16 protein-coding genes are annotated in these 16649 nt (G+C 66.8%); 7 read left to right on the top strand and 9 right to left on the bottom strand.

Translation table 11 applies throughout. From position 1 onward, the window contains the following. Positions 1 to 38: 38 nt before the first annotated feature. From ACP5M5_RS08480 to ACP5M5_RS08465, 4 genes are read left to right on the top strand one after another with little or no spacing between them, the layout of a single operon-like run. A complete protein-coding gene (locus ACP5M5_RS08480; RefSeq protein WP_427936686.1) occupies positions 39 to 923 on the top strand; it encodes an endonuclease/exonuclease/phosphatase family protein in 885 nt (294 codons plus the stop codon). Then, positions 920 to 1552: a gluconate 2-dehydrogenase subunit 3 family protein gene (locus ACP5M5_RS08475; RefSeq protein WP_427936685.1), complete on the top strand. Its 633-nt coding sequence runs from the start codon at positions 920 to 922 to the stop codon at positions 1550 to 1552. The genes ACP5M5_RS08480 and ACP5M5_RS08475 overlap by 4 nt, the downstream gene beginning before the upstream one ends. Further along, entirely contained in the window at positions 1549 to 3309 is a 1761-nt protein-coding gene (locus ACP5M5_RS08470) for a GMC family oxidoreductase (RefSeq protein WP_427936684.1), read from the top strand. The genes ACP5M5_RS08475 and ACP5M5_RS08470 overlap by 4 nt, the downstream gene beginning before the upstream one ends. After that, positions 3306 to 4487: a c-type cytochrome gene (locus tag ACP5M5_RS08465; RefSeq protein WP_427936683.1), complete on the top strand. Its 1182-nt coding sequence runs from the start codon at positions 3306 to 3308 to the stop codon at positions 4485 to 4487. The genes ACP5M5_RS08470 and ACP5M5_RS08465 overlap by 4 nt, the downstream gene beginning before the upstream one ends. Here ACP5M5_RS08465 and ACP5M5_RS08460 read toward each other — a convergent pair. The 9 genes from ACP5M5_RS08460 to ACP5M5_RS08420 form a co-directional block, all read right to left on the bottom strand. Continuing rightward, positions 4477 to 5592 (bottom strand): ABC transporter ATP-binding protein, encoded by a 1116-nt coding sequence (locus ACP5M5_RS08460; protein ID WP_427936682.1) that lies wholly within the window; start codon positions 5590 to 5592, stop codon positions 4477 to 4479. The two genes, ACP5M5_RS08465 and ACP5M5_RS08460, sit on opposite strands and share 11 nt — an antisense overlap. Continuing rightward, positions 5585 to 6253 (bottom strand): molybdate ABC transporter permease subunit, encoded by a 669-nt coding sequence (gene modB, locus ACP5M5_RS08455; RefSeq protein ID WP_427936681.1) that lies wholly within the window; start codon positions 6251 to 6253, stop codon positions 5585 to 5587. The genes ACP5M5_RS08460 and modB overlap by 8 nt, the downstream gene beginning before the upstream one ends. Before the next feature lie 7 nt (positions 6254 to 6260). Beyond that, positions 6261 to 7058, bottom strand: coding sequence for a molybdate ABC transporter substrate-binding protein (gene modA, locus ACP5M5_RS08450; RefSeq protein ID WP_427936680.1), 798 nt, complete (start codon positions 7056 to 7058; stop codon positions 6261 to 6263). Between the two features lie 88 nt (positions 7059 to 7146). Next, positions 7147 to 8256, bottom strand: a complete 1110-nt coding sequence (locus ACP5M5_RS08445; protein ID WP_427936679.1) for an ABC transporter permease — start codon at positions 8254 to 8256, stop codon at positions 7147 to 7149. A 1-nt stretch (position 8257) separates the two neighbouring features. Further along, positions 8258 to 9370, bottom strand: a complete 1113-nt coding sequence (locus ACP5M5_RS08440) for an ABC transporter permease (RefSeq protein WP_427936678.1) — start codon at positions 9368 to 9370, stop codon at positions 8258 to 8260. After that, entirely contained in the window at positions 9367 to 11097 is a 1731-nt protein-coding gene (locus ACP5M5_RS08435; protein WP_427936677.1) for an ATP-binding cassette domain-containing protein, read from the bottom strand. The genes ACP5M5_RS08440 and ACP5M5_RS08435 overlap by 4 nt, the downstream gene beginning before the upstream one ends. Then, the gene (locus ACP5M5_RS08430; RefSeq protein ID WP_427936676.1) at positions 11087 to 12199 is read right to left on the bottom strand and encodes an efflux RND transporter periplasmic adaptor subunit; all 1113 of its coding nucleotides are present in this window, start codon (positions 12197 to 12199) and stop codon (positions 11087 to 11089) included. The genes ACP5M5_RS08435 and ACP5M5_RS08430 overlap by 11 nt, the downstream gene beginning before the upstream one ends. A gap of 36 nt (positions 12200 to 12235) precedes the next feature. Beyond that, entirely contained in the window at positions 12236 to 12928 is a 693-nt protein-coding gene (locus tag ACP5M5_RS08425; RefSeq protein WP_427936675.1) for a CBS domain-containing protein, read from the bottom strand. 120 nt (positions 12929 to 13048) lie between these two features. Further along, positions 13049 to 14242: an acetate/propionate family kinase gene (locus ACP5M5_RS08420; protein WP_427936674.1), complete on the bottom strand. Its 1194-nt coding sequence runs from the start codon at positions 14240 to 14242 to the stop codon at positions 13049 to 13051. 224 nt (positions 14243 to 14466) lie between these two features. Here ACP5M5_RS08420 and ACP5M5_RS08415 point away from each other — a divergent pair, with 224 nt between their 5' ends. From ACP5M5_RS08415 to parA, 3 genes are all read left to right on the top strand, one after another. After that, positions 14467 to 15327, top strand: coding sequence for an LpxI family protein (locus tag ACP5M5_RS08415; RefSeq protein ID WP_427936673.1), 861 nt, complete (start codon positions 14467 to 14469; stop codon positions 15325 to 15327). 21 nt (positions 15328 to 15348) lie between these two features. Further along, positions 15349 to 15750, top strand: coding sequence for a lactoylglutathione lyase (gloA, locus tag ACP5M5_RS08410; RefSeq protein ID WP_427936672.1), 402 nt, complete (start codon positions 15349 to 15351; stop codon positions 15748 to 15750). Between the two features lie 209 nt (positions 15751 to 15959). Next, positions 15960 to 16595 carry a ParA family partition ATPase gene (gene parA, locus ACP5M5_RS08405; protein ID WP_427936671.1) on the top strand — a complete coding sequence of 212 codons (636 nt, stop codon included), beginning with the start codon at positions 15960 to 15962 and terminating at the stop codon, positions 16593 to 16595. The last annotated feature ends 54 nt before the right edge of the window (positions 16596 to 16649 follow it).

Raw genomic sequence — 16649 nt, 5'->3', positions numbered from 1 at the left:
GGATTGCGGGTCTTTCGCCAAGTCTTGGGCTATCGGGCATGGGAGCGCGGCGTTTGGTCAGGGTCTGGCTGTGGTTGTTTTTTCTTCTCGCCGCGCTGGCGCCGGCAACGGCCCAGGAGATCAAGCTCGCGACATGGAATCTGGAGTGGCTTACCACCCGCGATGCCGGCGATCCCGCCTTGCCGCCCGATGTCACCCCGAAGCGTCCCGAGGATATCGCCGCCCTGCGCGCCGTCGCCGGCCGGCTCGATGCCGATGTGATCGCGATCGAGGAAGTCGATGGCGCGCAGGTGGCGGCAGCGGTGTTCGCGCCGGAACGCTACGCCGTTTACATGACGGGGGATCGCGTGGTGCAGCGGGTCGGCTTCGCGGTGCGGCGTGATTGGCATGTGATCGCGCATCCCGATCTCACCGCGCTCGATACCTACCCGCCGCAAGTGCGCGCGCATTTGCGCAGCGGCGCCGATATCACCCTCGATCTCCCGGGCGGCCAGCTTCGCTTGCTCGCCTTGCATCTCAAGGCCGGCTGCCGCAGCGATCGGCTCGCCGAAAGCCGCCGCCCGGCCTGCCATGTGCTGCAAGCCCAGGCGCGGGTGCTCGAAAGCTGGATCGCCGCCCGTGCCCGCGCCGACGAGGCGTTCGTGGTGATCGGCGATTTCAATCGCCGGGCCGAGGGCGACGATGATTTCGCCGCCGCCCTCGCCGAGGCCGCGCCGCTCACCGAGGCGACCGCCGGCCACGCCTCGCCCTGCTGGGGCGGCGAGCCTTTCATCGATCGTGTTTTTCTCGGCGGCGCAGCGCAGCGCTGGCTGGAGCCGGATAGTCTGCGCGTATTGGTCGATCACGGCGCCGATCGTAAGACCTCGCGGCTTTCCGATCATTGCCCGGTCTCGGTGCGCCTGCGCGTCGGCGAGGGATCATGAAGCGGCGCGAACTCCTGGCGTCTGCCGCCGTGGTCGCGCTCACCGGCTGCGCGGCGCAAAGACCGGAGAGCGGGTTGCGCTTCTTGACCCCGGAGGAAGCGGCCAGTGTCGCCGCCATCGCCGATCGGCTGATCCCGCCCGATGAACTCGGCCCCGGCGCGGGCGAGGTGGGGGCGGCGATCTTCATCGACCGCCAGCTCGCCGGCGCCTATGGCAGCAGCCGCGATCTTTATATGCGCCCACCCTTTCTTCCCGGCCTTCCCAGCCAGGGGATGCAATCGCCGCTGATCCCGGCGGCGCGCTATCGCGCGGCGCTCGCCGATCTCGATCGCCATTGCCGGGCGGCGTTTGCGGGGCGCGGGTTCGCCGCGCTCGATCCCGCAACGCAGGACCGCGTGCTCAGCGATCTCGAAAATGGCCGGATCGGGATCAGCGGCGGCGGGCGGGCGTTTTTTGACCTCGTGCTGCGCGATACGATCGATGGCTTTTTCGCCGATCCCCGCTATGGCGGCAATCAGGGCATGGCGGGCTGGCGGCTGATCGGATTCCCAGGTGCGCGCTATGATTATCGCGACGTCGTCGCGCGGCACGGCGAGCCCTATCGCGCGCCGCCGGTCGCGCTCGCATGACGACACGGCTGAAACCGGTCGATGCGGTGATCATCGGCTTTGGCTGGAGCGGCGCGTTGCTCGCCGAAGCGCTGAGCCGTGCCGGGCTTTCGGTGATCGCGCTCGAACGTGGCCCCTATCGCGACACCGCCGAGGATTTTCCGCCGAGCCGCGCCCCCGACGAGTTGCGCTATGCGGTGCGCCATGATCTTGTCGTCAAACCCGCTGAAAATACAATCACTTTCCGCAATCGCAGCGATCAGACGGCGCTTCCCGTGCGGGCCTGGGGCTCGTTTCTGCCGGCGAGCGGGGCGGGCGGCGGCGGGGTGCATTGGAACGGCCAGACCTGGCGCTTCCGCCCGAGCGATTTTACCCTCAAAACCACCGTGCTCGAACGCTATGGCCGGCGCTTTCTCCCGCCCGATCTTACCATCCAGGATTGGGGCGTTTCCTATGACACGCTCGAGCCGTACTATGACCGTTTCGAATATCTCTGCGGCATTTCGGGAAAATCCGGTAATCTTCAGGGGAAAATCCAGCCTGGCGGCAATCCCTTCGAAGGACCGCGAGCGCGCGACTATCCAAACCCGCCGCTCACCATGCCGTATGCCGCGGCGCTGTTTGCGAAAGCGGCGGCGGAACAGGGCTATCATCCGTTTCCGCAGCCCTCGGCCAATCTTTCGCAAGCCTACACAAATCCGTTTGGCGTAACCCTCGGCGCGTGCAGCTATTGCGGATTTTGCGAGCGCTTTGGCTGCGGCAACTACGCCAAGGCGAGCCCGCAAACGACGCTGATGCCGCTGTTGCGCCGGCGCGCGAATTTCTCGCTGCGCACCGAATGTTTGGTGCTGGCGATCAACCATGATGGTGCTGGCAAAAAAGCGCTTGGCGTCACCTATAGAGATGCGAGCGGCGAGGATTTCTTCCAGCCCGCCGCGATCGTTCTTCTTGCCGCCTATACGTTCGAGAATATCCGCCTTCTGCTGCTTTCAGGGATCGGAGCACCCTATGATCCGGCGAGCGGCCGGGGAGTCGTCGGACGCAATTACAGTTATCAGACGACGTCCTCGGTGCAGCTCGGCTTTGCCGATAAGATCCTCAACCCTTTCATCGGCGCCGGCGCGCTCGGCATGGTGGTCGATGATTGGAACGGCGAACATTACGACCATGGCCCGCTTGGGTTCATCGGCGGCGCCTATCTCGCGGCGCTCGCGACCAATTCACGGCCGATGCTGAACCATCCAACGCCACCCGGAACACCGCGCTGGGGGGCTGAGTGGAAGCGGGCGGTTGCGAAATCCTATCTCCGTACCACACGACTTCTCGCGTCGGGCAGTTCGCTCAGCCATCGCGGCGCCTATTGCGATCTCGATCCCACCTATCGCGACCGTTTCGGCCGGCCGCTCCTTCGCTTGACTTTCGATTTCCATCCCAACGATCTTCGCATGTCTCATTTCGTAACCGATCGGCTTGCCCAAATCGGCCGCGCGATGGGGCCGGAATGGCTCGCGGTCGAGCAACGCAAAGCGCCCTACAGCATCGTTCCCTATCAGAGCACGCATAATGTCGGCGGCGCGATCATGGGCGCGGACCCGGAGACGAGTGTCGTCAACCCTTATCTGCAAAGCTGGGACTGCGATAATCTCTTCGTCGTCGGCGCCTCTGCCTTTCCGCAGAACGCGAGCTATAACCCAACCGGGACGGTTGCCGCGCTTGCGCTGCGCACGGCGGACGCGATCATCGGCCGCTATCTTAGGGCACCCGGGTCGCTTGCATGAAAACCGTGCTCTGCGCAGCCTTTTTCTTGTTGCTTGCGGCTCTCCCCGTGCGCGCCGAGGAGCGCGTGGCGGCGGGGCAATATCTCACCATCCTTGGCGATTGCGCCGCCTGTCATACGCCGCCGGGGGGCGCGCCGTTTTCTGGTGGCCGGCGGATTCCAACCCCGTTCGGCTGGGTGATCGCCCCCAATCTCACGCCCGATCGCGAGACCGGGCTCGGCGCCTGGTCGGCGGCGGCGTTTGATGGGGCACTTCGGTTTGGGCGAAGACCGGATGGGAGTTTTCTTTATCCCGCCCACCCTTTTCCCTATTTCGCACGCCTCAGCGCTGAAGATAGCGCGGCGATCCGCGCCTTTCTCGCAACCCTCCCGCCCGTCCATCAGCCGGCGCGCGGCGCCGATCTTTCGTTTCCCTTTGATCTCCGCTTCCTGCTCGTGTTTTGGGATGCGTTATATGCCAAGCCGGCGCCGCCGCTGCCCGATCCCAGCCATGACGCGCTTTGGAATCGCGGCGCCTTCATCGTTACTGGGCCGGGGCATTGCGGCGCCTGTCACACACCGAAAACCGCGCTCGGCGGGGATATCGCGGCGCGCGCGCTGAATGGCGGGGTGGTCGCGGGCTGGGTCGCCCCGGCGCTCGATGGCGATCGGCGCACCGGGCTCGGCGCCTGGCGCGAGGACGAGATCGCGCACTTCCTCGCAACCGGCGCGGCCCATGGCGCGCTCGCGAGCGGCCCGATGGCTGAGGTGGTGACGCTGTCGGGCGCCCGCATGACCGCGGCCGATCGCGCGGCGATCGCGCATTATCTGAAAAGCCTGCCGCCACCCCCACCCAGCCAAGCCGCCGCGCCGCCGCCGCAGGCCGCAATGGCCGCAGGCGAAGGGCTTTACCGCCTCCGCTGCGCCCCCTGTCATGGGCGAGACGGCGAGGGAACGACCGGGCTTTTCCCGCGCCTTGCCGGCAGCGCGCTCGTGCAGGCTTCGAACCCCGCGACCATCCTCCGCGTGATCTTAAACGGCGCCCGCGCCGCCGCGACCGACGCCGCCCCGACTGGTGCCGCCATGCCGGGTTTCGCGGGCGCGCTCGATCGTGCCGAGATCGCCGCGATCGCGAGCTATATCCGTAATGCGTGGGGCAATGCCGCGCCGGCGGTCGCGGCGGGCGACGTCACGCCGTAAGCGGCATCACATGCACCGCTTCCGGGGCGAAGGCGATCGCCGCCGCTTCCCCCGGTTGCGGCAGCGGCGGCCCGGCGCCGGGCGGCGGGCGCGGCACGACGAAGGCAGCGCCGTCGCCAGCGAGAAAGACGACGCGGGCGATCCCGGGCAAGATCGCGACCTCGCCGATACGCCCGGCGAGGACGTTGGCGGTGCTCTCTCCGGGTCGCGCGGCGTGGAGCGTGATCGCCGCCGGCGGCACCGTCCAGGCGATCGCGGTGCCGGGCGGGAATGGGAGGGAGCCGCCGGCGCGAATGGTCTCGCCCTGCCAGGCGATGCGCGTCTCGGCCGGCGTCTCGCCACTGGCGAGAATCTCGCCATCGAACAGATTCGGCAAATCGACGACGCGCGCGACGGCGCGCGAGGCTGGCCGCGCCATGATCGCCGCCGGCGCCCCGGTTTGCAGCGTCCGCCCGCGCTCGAGCACCGTCATCCGGTCGGCCAGTGCTGCCGCCTCCTCGAGATCGTGGGTCACGAGGAGGATCGGGATTGCTAGCCGGCGGCGCAACGCCGCGAGTTCCTGGCGGAGATGGCGGCGGGTTCTGGTATCGAGGGCGGCGAAGGGCTCGTCGAGCAAAAGCAGCGCCGGCTCGCGCGCCAGCGCCCGCGCGACCGCGACCCGCTGGCGCTCGCCGCCTGAAAGCGTCGCCGGCCGGCGCTCGGCGAGCGCCGCGAGGCCGAGCTGACCAAGCAGGGCGCGGGCGCGGGCCAGGCGAACGCCGCGCGGCAGATGGCCCAGCGCGGCGGCGACATTGCCCGCCGCCGAGAGGTGCGGGAACAGCGCATAATGCTGAAACACCAGGCCGACGCGTCGGCGTTGCGGCGGCAGATCAACCCCGCGCGCGGCATCGAACCAGGTGTCATTGGCGCAGGCGATGGTGCCGGCGCGGGGGCGATAGAGCCCCGCAAGCGCCCGCAGCAGAGTGGTTTTGCCGCTGCCCGAGGGGCCGATCAGGGCATGCAGCTCACCCGCCGGGACGCAGAGCCGGGCATCGAGCGGGATCGGCCCGGGTTGCGCGAGAAAAGCGGCGAGCCCCGCCGTCGCCGTCTCGCTGATCTCAGCCATCGCGCCCGCCGACCCGCCCGCCGAGGATCTGCACGAGCCCGAGGGCAGCCAGGGCAAAGGCGAGGAGAAGCAGCGACATCCGCCCGGCGCCGCTGCCATCGAGCGCCTGGGCGCGGTCATAGATCGCGATCGCGACGGTCCGCGTCTCGCCGGGAATGCCGCCGCCGACCATCAAGACGACGCCGAATTCCCCCATGGTGTGGGCGACGGTGAGGGCGAAGGCGGCGAGGATGCCGGGCCAGGCGAGCGGCAGTTCGATGCGCAGGAATCCGGCCCAGCGGCTGAGCCCGCACACCCAGGCGGCCTCGCGGATCTCCGGCGCGATGGCGGCGAAGGCGCGTTCGATCGGCTGCACCGCGAAGGGCAGGTTGACGATGAGGGAAGCAAACACCAGGCCGCTGAAGCTGAACGCGAGCGGATGCCCGAACAAAGCCTGCCAAACCCGCCCGAGCGGCGAGGCGATGCCGAACGCGACCAGAAGATAATAGCCGAGTACACTCGGCGGCAGCACCAGCGGCAAAGCGAGCAGGGCTTGCACCAGCCCCTTGCCGGCGAACGCCCGCGCCGCCAGCGCCCGCCCGGCCGCGACGCCGAACGGCAGCAGCAGGAACGCCGTGGCGCCGGCGAGTTCGAGCGAGAGGGCGAAGGCGGCCCAGTCCACCGTGATCTCAGCCGAGCCGGTCGCCGGGGAGGAGAAACCCATAGCGGCGGAGGATGGTGCGCGCCGGCGGTTTTTGCACGAAATCGTAAAACGCCGTCGCGATCGCCCCGGCGCCAGGCAGGAGCACCATGCGCTGGCGGAGCGGCTGATGCCAATCGGCGGCGATCAGGGCGAAGGCGCCGGCCTGCGCAAAGGTCGGCGCGCGGGCGAGCGAGAGCGGGATGACGCCGCCTTCGGCGGCGCCGGCGCGGATGAATTGCGCCACCTGGGCGACGTTCTCGCCGAGCACGAGATGGGGGAAAAGTGCCTCCCACAGCCCGGCATGCTGCAATGCCTCGCGCGCGGCGCGGCCATAGGGGGCATGGGTGGGGTTGGCGATCGCGAATTTCCGCACCCTCCCTTGCGCGAGCGCGGCGCGGAGGCCATCGAGCGCCGGATCGGCGGTGAACGCAGCACCGGGGCCGGCGAGCAGGCCGATCCTGCCGACCGCGTAGAGCACGCCCTCGTCACGCGCGTGGCCGCTCTGGACGAGAGACGCGACATACGCCTCATCGGCGCTGAGAAACACCTGAAACGGCGCGCCATGGGCGATTTCGGTCGCGAAATTGCCCGAGGAGCCGAACACCAGCTTGACCTCGTGGCCGCTTTCGCGGGCAAACGAGGCGGCGATTTCGGGCAGCGCGTAGGTGAGGTCGGCGGCGGCGGCGATCGCCGGCGGCGTGGCCGCGCGCGCGCGCCCGGCGCCAAGGATACCAAAGGCGGCGGCGCGCAAGAGGGTTCGGCGTGACGGGCAAGGACGGGACACGGGCGGGTTCCGGCGGGAAAGGGCGACAGCGATATAGCGGCCTGAACATAACTCGCGCCGCCGCCCTCCGCCAGTGCCGGGCGCGGGGTCAATACATCCGTTTGCGCGCGAGCCAGGCGGCGGCGATCATGGTCGTAAGGCCAATCGCCGCGAGCGGCCAATATTGGTCGAGGAGATCGCCGGCGCGATCTCCTTGGAGGAAGCTGCCGCGCAGAATGACCATCAAATAGCGCATCGGGTTGAGATAGGTGAGATATTGCACGAATTGCGGCATATTGGCGATCGGGGTTGCAAATCCCGAGAGCAGAATGGCCGGCACCAGGAACAGGAAGGCGCCGAGCAGCCCTTGTTGCTGGGTCGCCGCGAGTGCGGAAATCATCATCCCGATGCCGATCGCGGACAGCAGGAACAAGCCGAGCCCGAGAACCAGCGCGACCACGCTGCCGGTGAAGGGCACGCCGAACCAGAGGATCGCGACCAGGGCGATGAATGTCGCCTCGCCGCTGCCGATGATGAAGCCGGGGATGGCTTTGCCGAGCAGGACCTCGGCCGGGCGGAGGGGGGTTACCAGCAATTGGTCATAGGTGCCCATCTCGCGCTCGCGGGCGATCGAAAGGGCGGTCACCAGCATGGTCACGACCAGGGTCAGCAAGCCGATGATGCCTGGGATCACGAACCAGCGCGACAGCAGATCGGGGTTGTACCAAGCGCGCATGACGAGTTGCGCCGGAAGATGCGCCCAAGGATGGGTGCTGCCCCATTCGGCGTCGAAATCCAGCAAAATCGTGTTGGCATAGCCGAGCACGATCGCCGCGGTGTTGGAATTGCGGCCATCGATGATCACCTGCACCCGCCCCGGCCGGCCGGCGAGGATATCGCGGCTGAATTGCCGATCGATGTGTAAAACCACCAACACGTCCTGGCGGTCGATCAGGGGCGCGATCCGCGCGTCAGACGAAAGGGTCGCGACGCGCTGAAAAACCGGCGCGCCGTCGAAACGCGCGAGCAATTGGCGAGAGGCGAGGCCGGGATCCTCGTTGAAGACCGCGAACGGAATATGGTTGAGATCGAAGGTCGCGGCATAGCCGAAGACGACGAGCTGCACCACCGGCGGGCCGATGAGCACGAAACGGCTCGCCTTGTCGCGCAGAAGGGCGAGAAATTCCTTGATCACGAGCGCGAAAAGCCGCTGCCACATCTCAGTCGAGCCGCTTTTGCGAGCGCCGCAGGGTAAGGCCGAGGAAAATCGCTGCCATCAGGACGAGTGCCAGCAGATTGGGCCAAAGGATCGGCCACACGTCGCCGGCGAGAAAGACGCTTTGCAAAATGGCGACGAAATAGCGCGCGGCGACGACGTGGGTGATGATCTGGATCGCCGTCGGCATCGAGCGGATATCAAAGACGAAGCCGGAGAGGATGAACGCCGGCAGAAAGGTCACGATGATCGCGATCTGTCCTGAGACGAACTGGCTTTTTCCGACCGAGGAGATCAACAGCCCCATCCCGAGGGCCACCAGCAGGAATAACGCCGAGGCGAGCGCGAGGGTCAGGAAATGGCCATGCAGCGGCACCGCGAAAAGCCAAAGCGCCATCGCGACCGAAAGCGCCATGCCGCCCATCCCGAGCACGAAATAGGGGAGAAGCTTGCCAACCAAAATCTCCGCCATCGTCACCGGCGAGGCCATCAGCGCCTCCATCGTGCCGCGCTCCCACTCGCGCGCGACGACGAGCGCGGTGAGCAGGGCGCCGATCAACGTCATGATGACGGCGATCAGGCCGGGGACGAGATAATCGCGCGAGCGCAGCGCCGGATTGAACCAGATGCGAAACTGAGAGGCGACGGGAAAGCCGGGCGCCGCCTGATGCGCCTGCTGCTGGGCAAGCCAGATCTGCCAGACCTGCAAGAGATAGGATTCGATCAGCCGCGCATCATTGGCATCGACACCGTTGACGATGACGCCGACATCCTCGCCATTGCCGGCGAGCGCGTTGCGGCTGAAATCACTGCGTAGCCAGAGGATTGCTTTTACCTCGCGCGCTTGCAAGGCATTCTTTGCGGCATCGATGGTGCGAAAGAGGTGCGGCTCGAAATAGCGCGAATGACCGAGCCCGGCGATCAGCGGGGCGATTTGCGGGTTCGGATGTTCGGCGACCACGGCAACGGGCACATGCTGGGAGTCGAGCGAAATGCCATAGCCGAACAAAAGCAGGAGAAAAATCGGCATGACGAAGGCGATGCCGAGGGCTGAGGGGTCACGAAAGATCTGGATGAATTCCTTGCGCAGCAAGCCGCGCAGCCGCAGGCCGTTCATGCCGCCCGCCTGATCTTGGCCTCGTTTTGCTCGATCAAGGCGATGAAGGCTTCCTCCATGCTGGGCGCGGGGAGGCTTGCGCTTTTTGCCTTGGCGCGGACCTCGGCCGGCGTGCCGGCGGCCAGCACTTCCCCGAGCGACATCAAGACGAGATGATCGCAATATTCCGCTTCATCCATGAAATGCGTCGTCACCAGAACCGTGGTTCCCGCCGCGGAATAGTGATTGATGCGTTGCCAAAATTCGCTGCGCGCCAGCGGGTCAACGCCCGAAGTCGCCTCGTCGAGAAAGAGGATGGCCGGCTCATGGAGGAGGGCGATAGCGAGCGCGAGGCGCTGTTTATAGCCGAGCGGCAAATCCCCGGCAGTCATCGCGCGATAAGCGGCGAGTTCGAATTCTTCCTCCGCCCAAGCCAGGCGTTCGCGCTTGCGCTTGCCGCGCAGGCCGTAGGCGGAAGCGAAGAAGGCGAGGTTTTGATCGACGCTGAGATTGGCATAAAGCGAGAATTTTTGCGCGACATAGCCGATATTGCGGCGCGCCTCCGCCGGTGCTGTACGCAAATCCTGGCCGGCCACCTGCAATTCGCCCGAACTTGCCGGCAACAAGCCGCAGAGCATGCGAAACGTCGTGCTCTTGCCCGCTCCATTGGCGCCGAGCAAGCCAAACACCTCGCCCCTTCGCACCGCGAACGTGACGTCCTTGACCGCGTGAAAACTGCCGAACATCCGGTTCAAGCCACGCACCGAAAGCACGATTGCCGCGCCCTCGCCAGCGTCCGCCTTGGGCGGGTTTGCCGCCTGCGGCCGGCGCGCGGTCTTGCCGGCGGCCAGACGCTCGAAGAAGGCATCGGCGAAATCAGGATTTCTCGCCTCCCAGGTGACGCCCGCGATGGCCGGCGGGCGAGCGCCCGGGCTGAGCAGAACCCGCACCGACTCGGTCTCGATCCTGGCTTCGAGAACCGTCTCCTCGGCGTATAGCGTCTGTTGCAGGGCGCGGCGCGAACGCTGCCGATCATGGCCCGCGAAACACCGCCCGGCGAGCGGCGCGATGAACGCGGCCGGCGTGCCTTCGGCGAGAAGACGCCCCTGATTGAGCAGTAAAATATCATCGCAGCGTTCCGCCTCGTCCATATAGGCGGTGCTGATCAAGACGCTGACGCCCTCAGCGCGCAGCCCGACGACGATCGCCCAGAGTTCACGCCGCGAAATCGGATCGACGCCGACCGTCGGCTCATCGAGCAAGAGCAGCTCCGGCACCCGCAAAAGCGCGCAGGCAAGGCCGAGTTTCTGCTTCATCCCGCCGGACAATCGTCCCGCCTGGCGCTTGCCGAACGGGCCGAGCGCGGTGAGGCGGAGAAGTTCATCATAGCGGGCTTGGCGCACCTCTCGCGCAAGACCCTGCAAATCGGCATAGAGGTCGAGATTTTCCTCAACCGTGAGATCCTCATAGAGCCCGAAGCGCTGCGGCATGTAGCCGATCCGCCCATGCACCGCGCGCGCGCCACGCCGCGTCTCGTGCCCAAGCGTGATGACCTCGCCGCGCTCGGGCAGCAAAAGCCCTGCGGCGAGCCGCATTAAGGTCGTCTTGCCGGCGCCATCGGGGCCGATCAGGCCAGTGATGCGCCCGCGCGCGAGCGAAAACGAAAGACCATCGAGGGCGACGATAGGTTGCGCTCCGCTTTGAAACTCTTTGACGACGTCGCGGAAGTGCAAAACATCATCTTCCATTGCCGCTCTCGCAAGGGTTAGCCGCCTGGGCGCCGGGCGCGTTGTTTTCGAGCGGGATGATCACCGTCACCGGCGCGCCGAGCCTGAGCCGGCCGCCGGGATTGCAGGCATAAACATGCAGCCGATAGACCAGCGCGGTGCGAAGATCGGTGGTTTCAACGGTTTTTGGCGTGAACTCGGCGGTGGTTGCGATAAAGCCGATCCAGGCGGGGAATTTTTCCCCAGGGTAGGCGTCGGTTTCGATCCAAGCGTGCATGCCGGTGCGAATTTTGCCGAGTTCGTGTTCGGGGAGATAGGCGCGGGCATAAACCGGATCGTCGAGATCGAGCGTATAGACCGGGGTTTGCGGCGTCACCATGTCCCCGGGCTCGAGGATGCGATCCTCGATCATGCCATTGGCCGGGGCGAGCAGTTTGGCATCCTCGAGTTGGCGGTGTGCGTAGGCGGCGGCGGCCTTGGCGGAGGCGAGTTGCGCGCGCGCGACCGCGATATCTTCCCACCGTGGTCCCTCGAGTGCGAGCGCGAGCGCTTGCTCGGCGGCCTCGCGGTTGGCGGCTGCGACTTTCAGGCTTTGCTCGGCGTTGTCGCGATTTTGCTTGGTCTCGGCGCCACTCGGTGACAGCGTATTGTAACGCGCGAGATTGATCCGCGCATTCGCCTCCGTCGCCACCGCCGCGGCAAGGGCCGCGCGCGCCTCGGCGATTTCTTCCGGCCGCGAACCATCGAGCAGCCGGGTCAGGGTTTTGTCCGCCGCCTCAACGTCCGCATCGGCTTTGTCGGCATTGGCTTTGAGGCGGGCCTCATCGAGATCGCCGAGCAACTGTCCGCGAGTCACTCGATCCCCCTCATGGAAATAGAGATGGGCGATGCGGTCGCTGTCGTTGAAGGCAATTTGGGTCTGGCGAATATCGATGGTGCCGAACACGGTGACTCTGGTCGCGGCGGCGGGCGGGTGGGAAAGGCGCCAATAGGCCGCGCCTGCCGCGGCGAGAAGAAGCAGCAGCAAAGCGGCGGGCAGCAGAATCCGCCGCGGCGAGCGCGCCTTCGCCGGCTTCGCCGCCGCGGTATCGCGCGCCACCACGCCGCCGACCTCCTGGCTCATCGTCGTGCCACCTTTTCCGCGCCCACTGCCGCAGCCTTATCCGACGAAGGGAACGGGCTCGACGAACGTGGTTTTGTCGACGACGCTTTTCACGCCGGGCACATTCTCGGCGGCGACCACGAGCGCGGCGCGGGCGGCGTCGTCGAACAACACACCCTCGAGCGTGACGGTGCCGTTTTCAACCACGATCGACACGCTCTGCGCCCCGAACCAATTCTGTTTCTTGAGTTCGCCGAGCAGCGCCTCGCGGATCGCCGGATCGTCGCGCTTGGCATCGGCGCGGGCGCCCAGCGCCTCGCCGATGACGCGGATGAGATCGGCGCGGCTGATGATGCCGACCACGACATCGCCGCGCATCACCGGCACGCGGCGGATGCCGCGCTGCTCCATGAGTTCGACGACCTGATCGATGCCGGCATTCTCGGGAACCGAGGCGACATCCTTGGTCATCACGTCCTCGACATGGCGGCTATGGGTTGCCACGTATTCGGCGGCGTTGCGGGCCGGGCCGCGCAGGAATTGCTGCCATTTCGAGCGCTGTTTTTCGGTGCTGAGTTCGGCGCGGCGGAGAAGATCGCCCTCCGTCAGCATGCCGACCAGCCGGCCTTCGAGATCGATCACGGGCAGGCCACTCACGCGCGCCTCGACCATTTTGGTGATCGCCTCGCTGAGTGTCGAGCGTGGCCCGACGGTGACGAGTGTCCGGGTCATGATATCGCTCGCGTGCATGGATCCCTCCTATTTTGACGTTGACAACAGAAGCGATCATAGGTTGGCGCGCACGTTCCGCCTTGATCTGCGTCAAGTTCTTTGATCGAGATCACGTTTGCGCGGCCGCGCCGCAGGCGCTCAGCCCGCCGTCAGGCTGCGGGTGTGTTCGGCGATCATCGCTTCCTCGTCGGTTGGGATAACCCAAAGAGCGAGGCGGCTGTCCTTGGCGCTGATCCGCCGCGGGCCGGTGGTCGGGCGGGCGTTTTCGTCGGCGTCGAGCACGGCGCCAAGCCAGGTGAGACGGGCGGCGATGGCGGCGCGGATGTCGGGCGCGTGCTCGCCGATGCCGGCGGTGAAAACCACCCCATCGAGCCCGCCGAGCGAGGCGCTGAGCGCCCCGATCTCACGTGCTGCGCGAAACACGAACAGCTCGACCGCCTCGCGCGCGTGCGGGTCGCGGCTTGCGAGCAGGGTCCGCATATCGGCGCTGATGCCCGAGACGCCGAGAAGACCCGAGCGATGATAGAGCAGATCCTCGATCGCCGCGGCGTCGAGCCGGTGTTGCTGCATGAGATAGAGCACGACGCCGGGATCGATGCTGCCGGTGCGCGTTCCCATCACCAGCCCATCGAGCGCGGTGAAGCCCATGGTGGTATCGATGCTCTGCCCCGCGTCCATTGCGCAAAGACTGGCGCCGTTGCCGAGATGGGCGGCGATCACCTTGCCGCGGGCGAGTGTGGGCGCGCACGCGGCGAGCGCGCGGGCGATGAATTCATAGGACAGGCCATGAAACCCGTAACGCCGCACGCCTTCCTCGGCGAAGCGGCGGGGCAGCGCGAGCCGGCTCACCACCGGCGCGATGCCATGATGAAACGCGGTGTCGAAGCAGGCGACTTGCGGCAAGCCGGGACGCAGCGCGGCGATGGCGCGGATCGCGGCGAGGTTGTGCGGTTGATGCAAGGGCGCGAGCGGCGTGAGCTTCGCCAGCGCCTCGAGCAGCGCCGCATCCACCCGCGCCGGGCCGAAATGCCGCTCGCCGCCATGAACGACCCGGTGGCCGACGGCCCGGAGCGCCTCCCCGACGAGTTCCTTGTCGATCAGGGTGAGCAGCGGGTCGAGCAGATCCTCATGGGTATGGCTCTCCCCGACCGGCCAATAGCGTTCGGCGCGGACCTCATGCGCCGGGCCGAGCACGAGGAGATGCGGCGCCGTGCCAATGCCTTCGATTTGGCCATGGGCGATCGTTGTGAACTGGCCGGCGCCGGCGAGATCGTAAAGCGCGAACTTGATGCTGGAGGAGCCGGCATTGACGACCAGGATCGCATCAGCCATGGCACGCAGCCCCCCTCGGCGTTCGGCGGCCGGGGCTGTGGGATCGTCGGGGCAGGGGCATGGCGACATCCTTCGCGGGCGGTTTCCTCACGCAACACTACCTGCGCCGGGGGCGGGCGTCGCGCCTTGAGCCAGATCAATCCGCGTGTCGCGGCGCTTGCCAGGCTTGGCAGGACCGCGGTTTCCTTGCTCTATGCGGCACATGACACAAGGTTTTGAGTCTCATGGTTGAGGCCGGCGCGCCGACGCTCGGCATTCTCGCCGGCGGCGGGCCGCTCCCCGGGCGGGTTGCGGCGGCGGCGGTGGCGGCGGGGCGCGCGGTGTTCGTGATCGGCTTCGAGGGCTTCGCCGACCCCGACATGCTGGCGCCCTATCCGCATGCCTATGCCCGGCTCGGCGCCGCCGGGCGGATTCTCGAGCTGCTCCGTAGGCATGGGTGCCGCGATATCGTTCTGGTCGGGCCGGTGCGCCGCCCGTCACTGCTGGCGTTGCGTCCCGATGCCGAAGGCGCGCGGATTCTGGCGCGCATCGGCCGCGCCGCCTTCACCGGCGATGACGGCCTGCTCGCCGCCATCGTGCGGGTGTTCGGCGAGGAGGGGTTTCGCGTGCTCGGCGCGCATGAAATTCTCGCCGAGCTGGTCGAGGCGCCGGGGCTTCTCGGCGCCGTCGCGCCGGATGCCGCGGCGAGGCGCGACATCGCGCGCGGGGTTGCGGTGGTGCGGGCGCTCGGCGCCGTCGATGTCGGGCAGGCGGCGGTGGTGCAGCAGGGTATCGTGCTCGCGGTCGAGGCGATCGAGGGCACGGATGCGATGCTCGCACGATGCCGGGCGCTGGCGCGGCCGGGGCCGGGCGGGGTGCTGGTCAAGCTGGTCAAACCGGGGCAGGATCGCCGCGCCGATCTGCCTACCATCGGGCCGGAGACGGTGCGGCGCGCCGCCGAAGCCGGGCTTCGCGGCATCGCTTTCGAGGCGCATGGCACGATGATCACCGCCCGTGCTGCGATGATCACGGCGGCTGATGCCGCCGGCCTGTTCCTGCTCAGCCTCGACCCCGAGGCGGCGCAAAGCGAAGTGCTGATCGAATGATTTTTTCGCAAAGGAGCCATCATGACCGAACCCACCAGGCGCTATCTGCACACCATGCTGCGGGTGAAAAACCTCGAAAAGAGCGTCGATTTCTACACGCGTTTGATGGGCATGAAGGAATTGCGCCGGCGCGAGGTGCCGGACGGCAAATACACCCTGGTTTTCGTCGGCTATGGCGACGAGGCGAGCCATACCGTGCTCGAACTCACCTATAACTGGGGCCAGGATAATGGCTACGACCTCGGCACCGGCTTCGGCCATCTCGCGGTCGGCGTCGCCGATGTCGCGGCGACGTGCGCCGAACTGCGGGCCGCCGGGGTGAAGATCACCCGCGAGCCGGGGCCGGTGAAATTCGGCACCACCATCATCGCCTTCATCGAAGACCCGGATGGCTACAAGATCGAGCTGATCGAGGGACGCTAACGAAGTTATCCGCCAGAAGAAAGTTCTTCTTTTTCTGAAGAAAAAGAAGCAAAAAGACGTTTGTCCTGTTTTCTCGGAGTTGCCAATGCCTCGGCACGGGCAGTGCCTGCGGCACTGTCCAACGGGAGAAAAGTTTTTTGGTTCTTTTTTTAAAAAAGAACCTCTTTTTTGAGGTCATCGCAGCGCGCGATGGGTGTCGGGGGTGAAACATGGCGGTGGTTTTGACGATTGCGCAACAAAAGGGTGGCGCCGGCAAGACCACGCTCGCCGCTCATCTCGGCGTCGCCTTCGCGGCAACGCGGCGTGTCGCCCTCCTCGATATCGATCCGCAGAAAAGCCTTGCCCGTTGGTTCGCGCTGCGCACGGCCTTGCCGGCGGGGCGAGAGCGTGTGCCGCTCGGCTTCTCGGATGTTTCGGGCTGGCGGCTCAGGGCCGAGCTTGACCGGCTCAAGCGCGATTTCGACATGATCCTGATCGACAGCCCGCCCGAGATCGCGACCGATGCGCGCACCGCTCTCCGTGCCGCCGATCTGGTCTTGGTGCCGATCCAGCCGAGCCCGCCCGATCTCTGGGCGGCGGAGGGGACGCTGGCGCTCGCCGCGAGCGAACGCCGCACCGTGCATCTGGTGTTCAATCGCGCGAGCGCCGCATCCCGCCTGCGCCAGACGATGGCGGCCGACATCGCCGAGCGCGGGCTTGCGCTGCTGACCAGCGCCCTCGGCAACCGCGCGGGCTTTGCCAATGCCTTCGCCCGCGGCCTTGGCATCAGCGAAGCGGCGCCGAACTCCCGCGCCGGCGCCGAACTCACGGCGCTGGCGGGGGAAATCTCGGGACTGCTGGCATGAGCGGCGGCCGACCTTATATCGTCTGAACGCTTGATCCGGATCAAAGCCGACCCG

It is taken from the genome of Acidibrevibacterium sp., assembly GCF_049965395.1.
In the GTDB taxonomy this organism is placed as follows: Bacteria; Pseudomonadota; Alphaproteobacteria; order Acetobacterales; family Acetobacteraceae; genus Acidibrevibacterium; species Acidibrevibacterium fodinaquatile.
This window is presented reverse-complemented; position numbering and strand designations above follow the sequence as displayed.

Excerpts from the sequence above, each read along its gene's own strand:
- ACP5M5_RS08480 (WP_427936686.1), top strand. The coding sequence starts at position 39 with ATGGGAGCGCGGCGTTTGGTCAGGGTCTGGCTGTGGTTGTTTTTTCTT.
- ACP5M5_RS08475 (WP_427936685.1), top strand. The coding sequence starts at position 920 with ATGAAGCGGCGCGAACTCCTGGCGTCTGCCGCCGTGGTCGCGCTCACC.
- ACP5M5_RS08470 (WP_427936684.1), top strand. The coding sequence starts at position 1,549 with ATGACGACACGGCTGAAACCGGTCGATGCGGTGATCATCGGCTTTGGC.
- ACP5M5_RS08465 (WP_427936683.1), top strand. The coding sequence starts at position 3,306 with ATGAAAACCGTGCTCTGCGCAGCCTTTTTCTTGTTGCTTGCGGCTCTC.
- ACP5M5_RS08460 (WP_427936682.1), bottom strand. The coding sequence starts at position 5,592 with ATGGCTGAGATCAGCGAGACGGCGACGGCGGGGCTCGCCGCTTTTCTC.
- ACP5M5_RS08445 (WP_427936679.1), bottom strand. The coding sequence starts at position 8,256 with ATGTGGCAGCGGCTTTTCGCGCTCGTGATCAAGGAATTTCTCGCCCTT.
- ACP5M5_RS08440 (WP_427936678.1), bottom strand. The coding sequence starts at position 9,370 with ATGAACGGCCTGCGGCTGCGCGGCTTGCTGCGCAAGGAATTCATCCAG.
- ACP5M5_RS08435 (WP_427936677.1), bottom strand. The coding sequence starts at position 11,097 with ATGGAAGATGATGTTTTGCACTTCCGCGACGTCGTCAAAGAGTTTCAA.
- ACP5M5_RS08430 (WP_427936676.1), bottom strand. The coding sequence starts at position 12,199 with ATGAGCCAGGAGGTCGGCGGCGTGGTGGCGCGCGATACCGCGGCGGCG.
- ACP5M5_RS08425 (WP_427936675.1), bottom strand. The coding sequence starts at position 12,928 with ATGCACGCGAGCGATATCATGACCCGGACACTCGTCACCGTCGGGCCA.
- ACP5M5_RS08420 (WP_427936674.1), bottom strand. The coding sequence starts at position 14,242 with ATGGCTGATGCGATCCTGGTCGTCAATGCCGGCTCCTCCAGCATCAAG.
- ACP5M5_RS08415 (WP_427936673.1), top strand. The coding sequence starts at position 14,467 with ATGGTTGAGGCCGGCGCGCCGACGCTCGGCATTCTCGCCGGCGGCGGG.
- gloA (WP_427936672.1), top strand. The coding sequence starts at position 15,349 with ATGACCGAACCCACCAGGCGCTATCTGCACACCATGCTGCGGGTGAAA.
- parA (WP_427936671.1), top strand. The coding sequence starts at position 15,960 with ATGGCGGTGGTTTTGACGATTGCGCAACAAAAGGGTGGCGCCGGCAAG.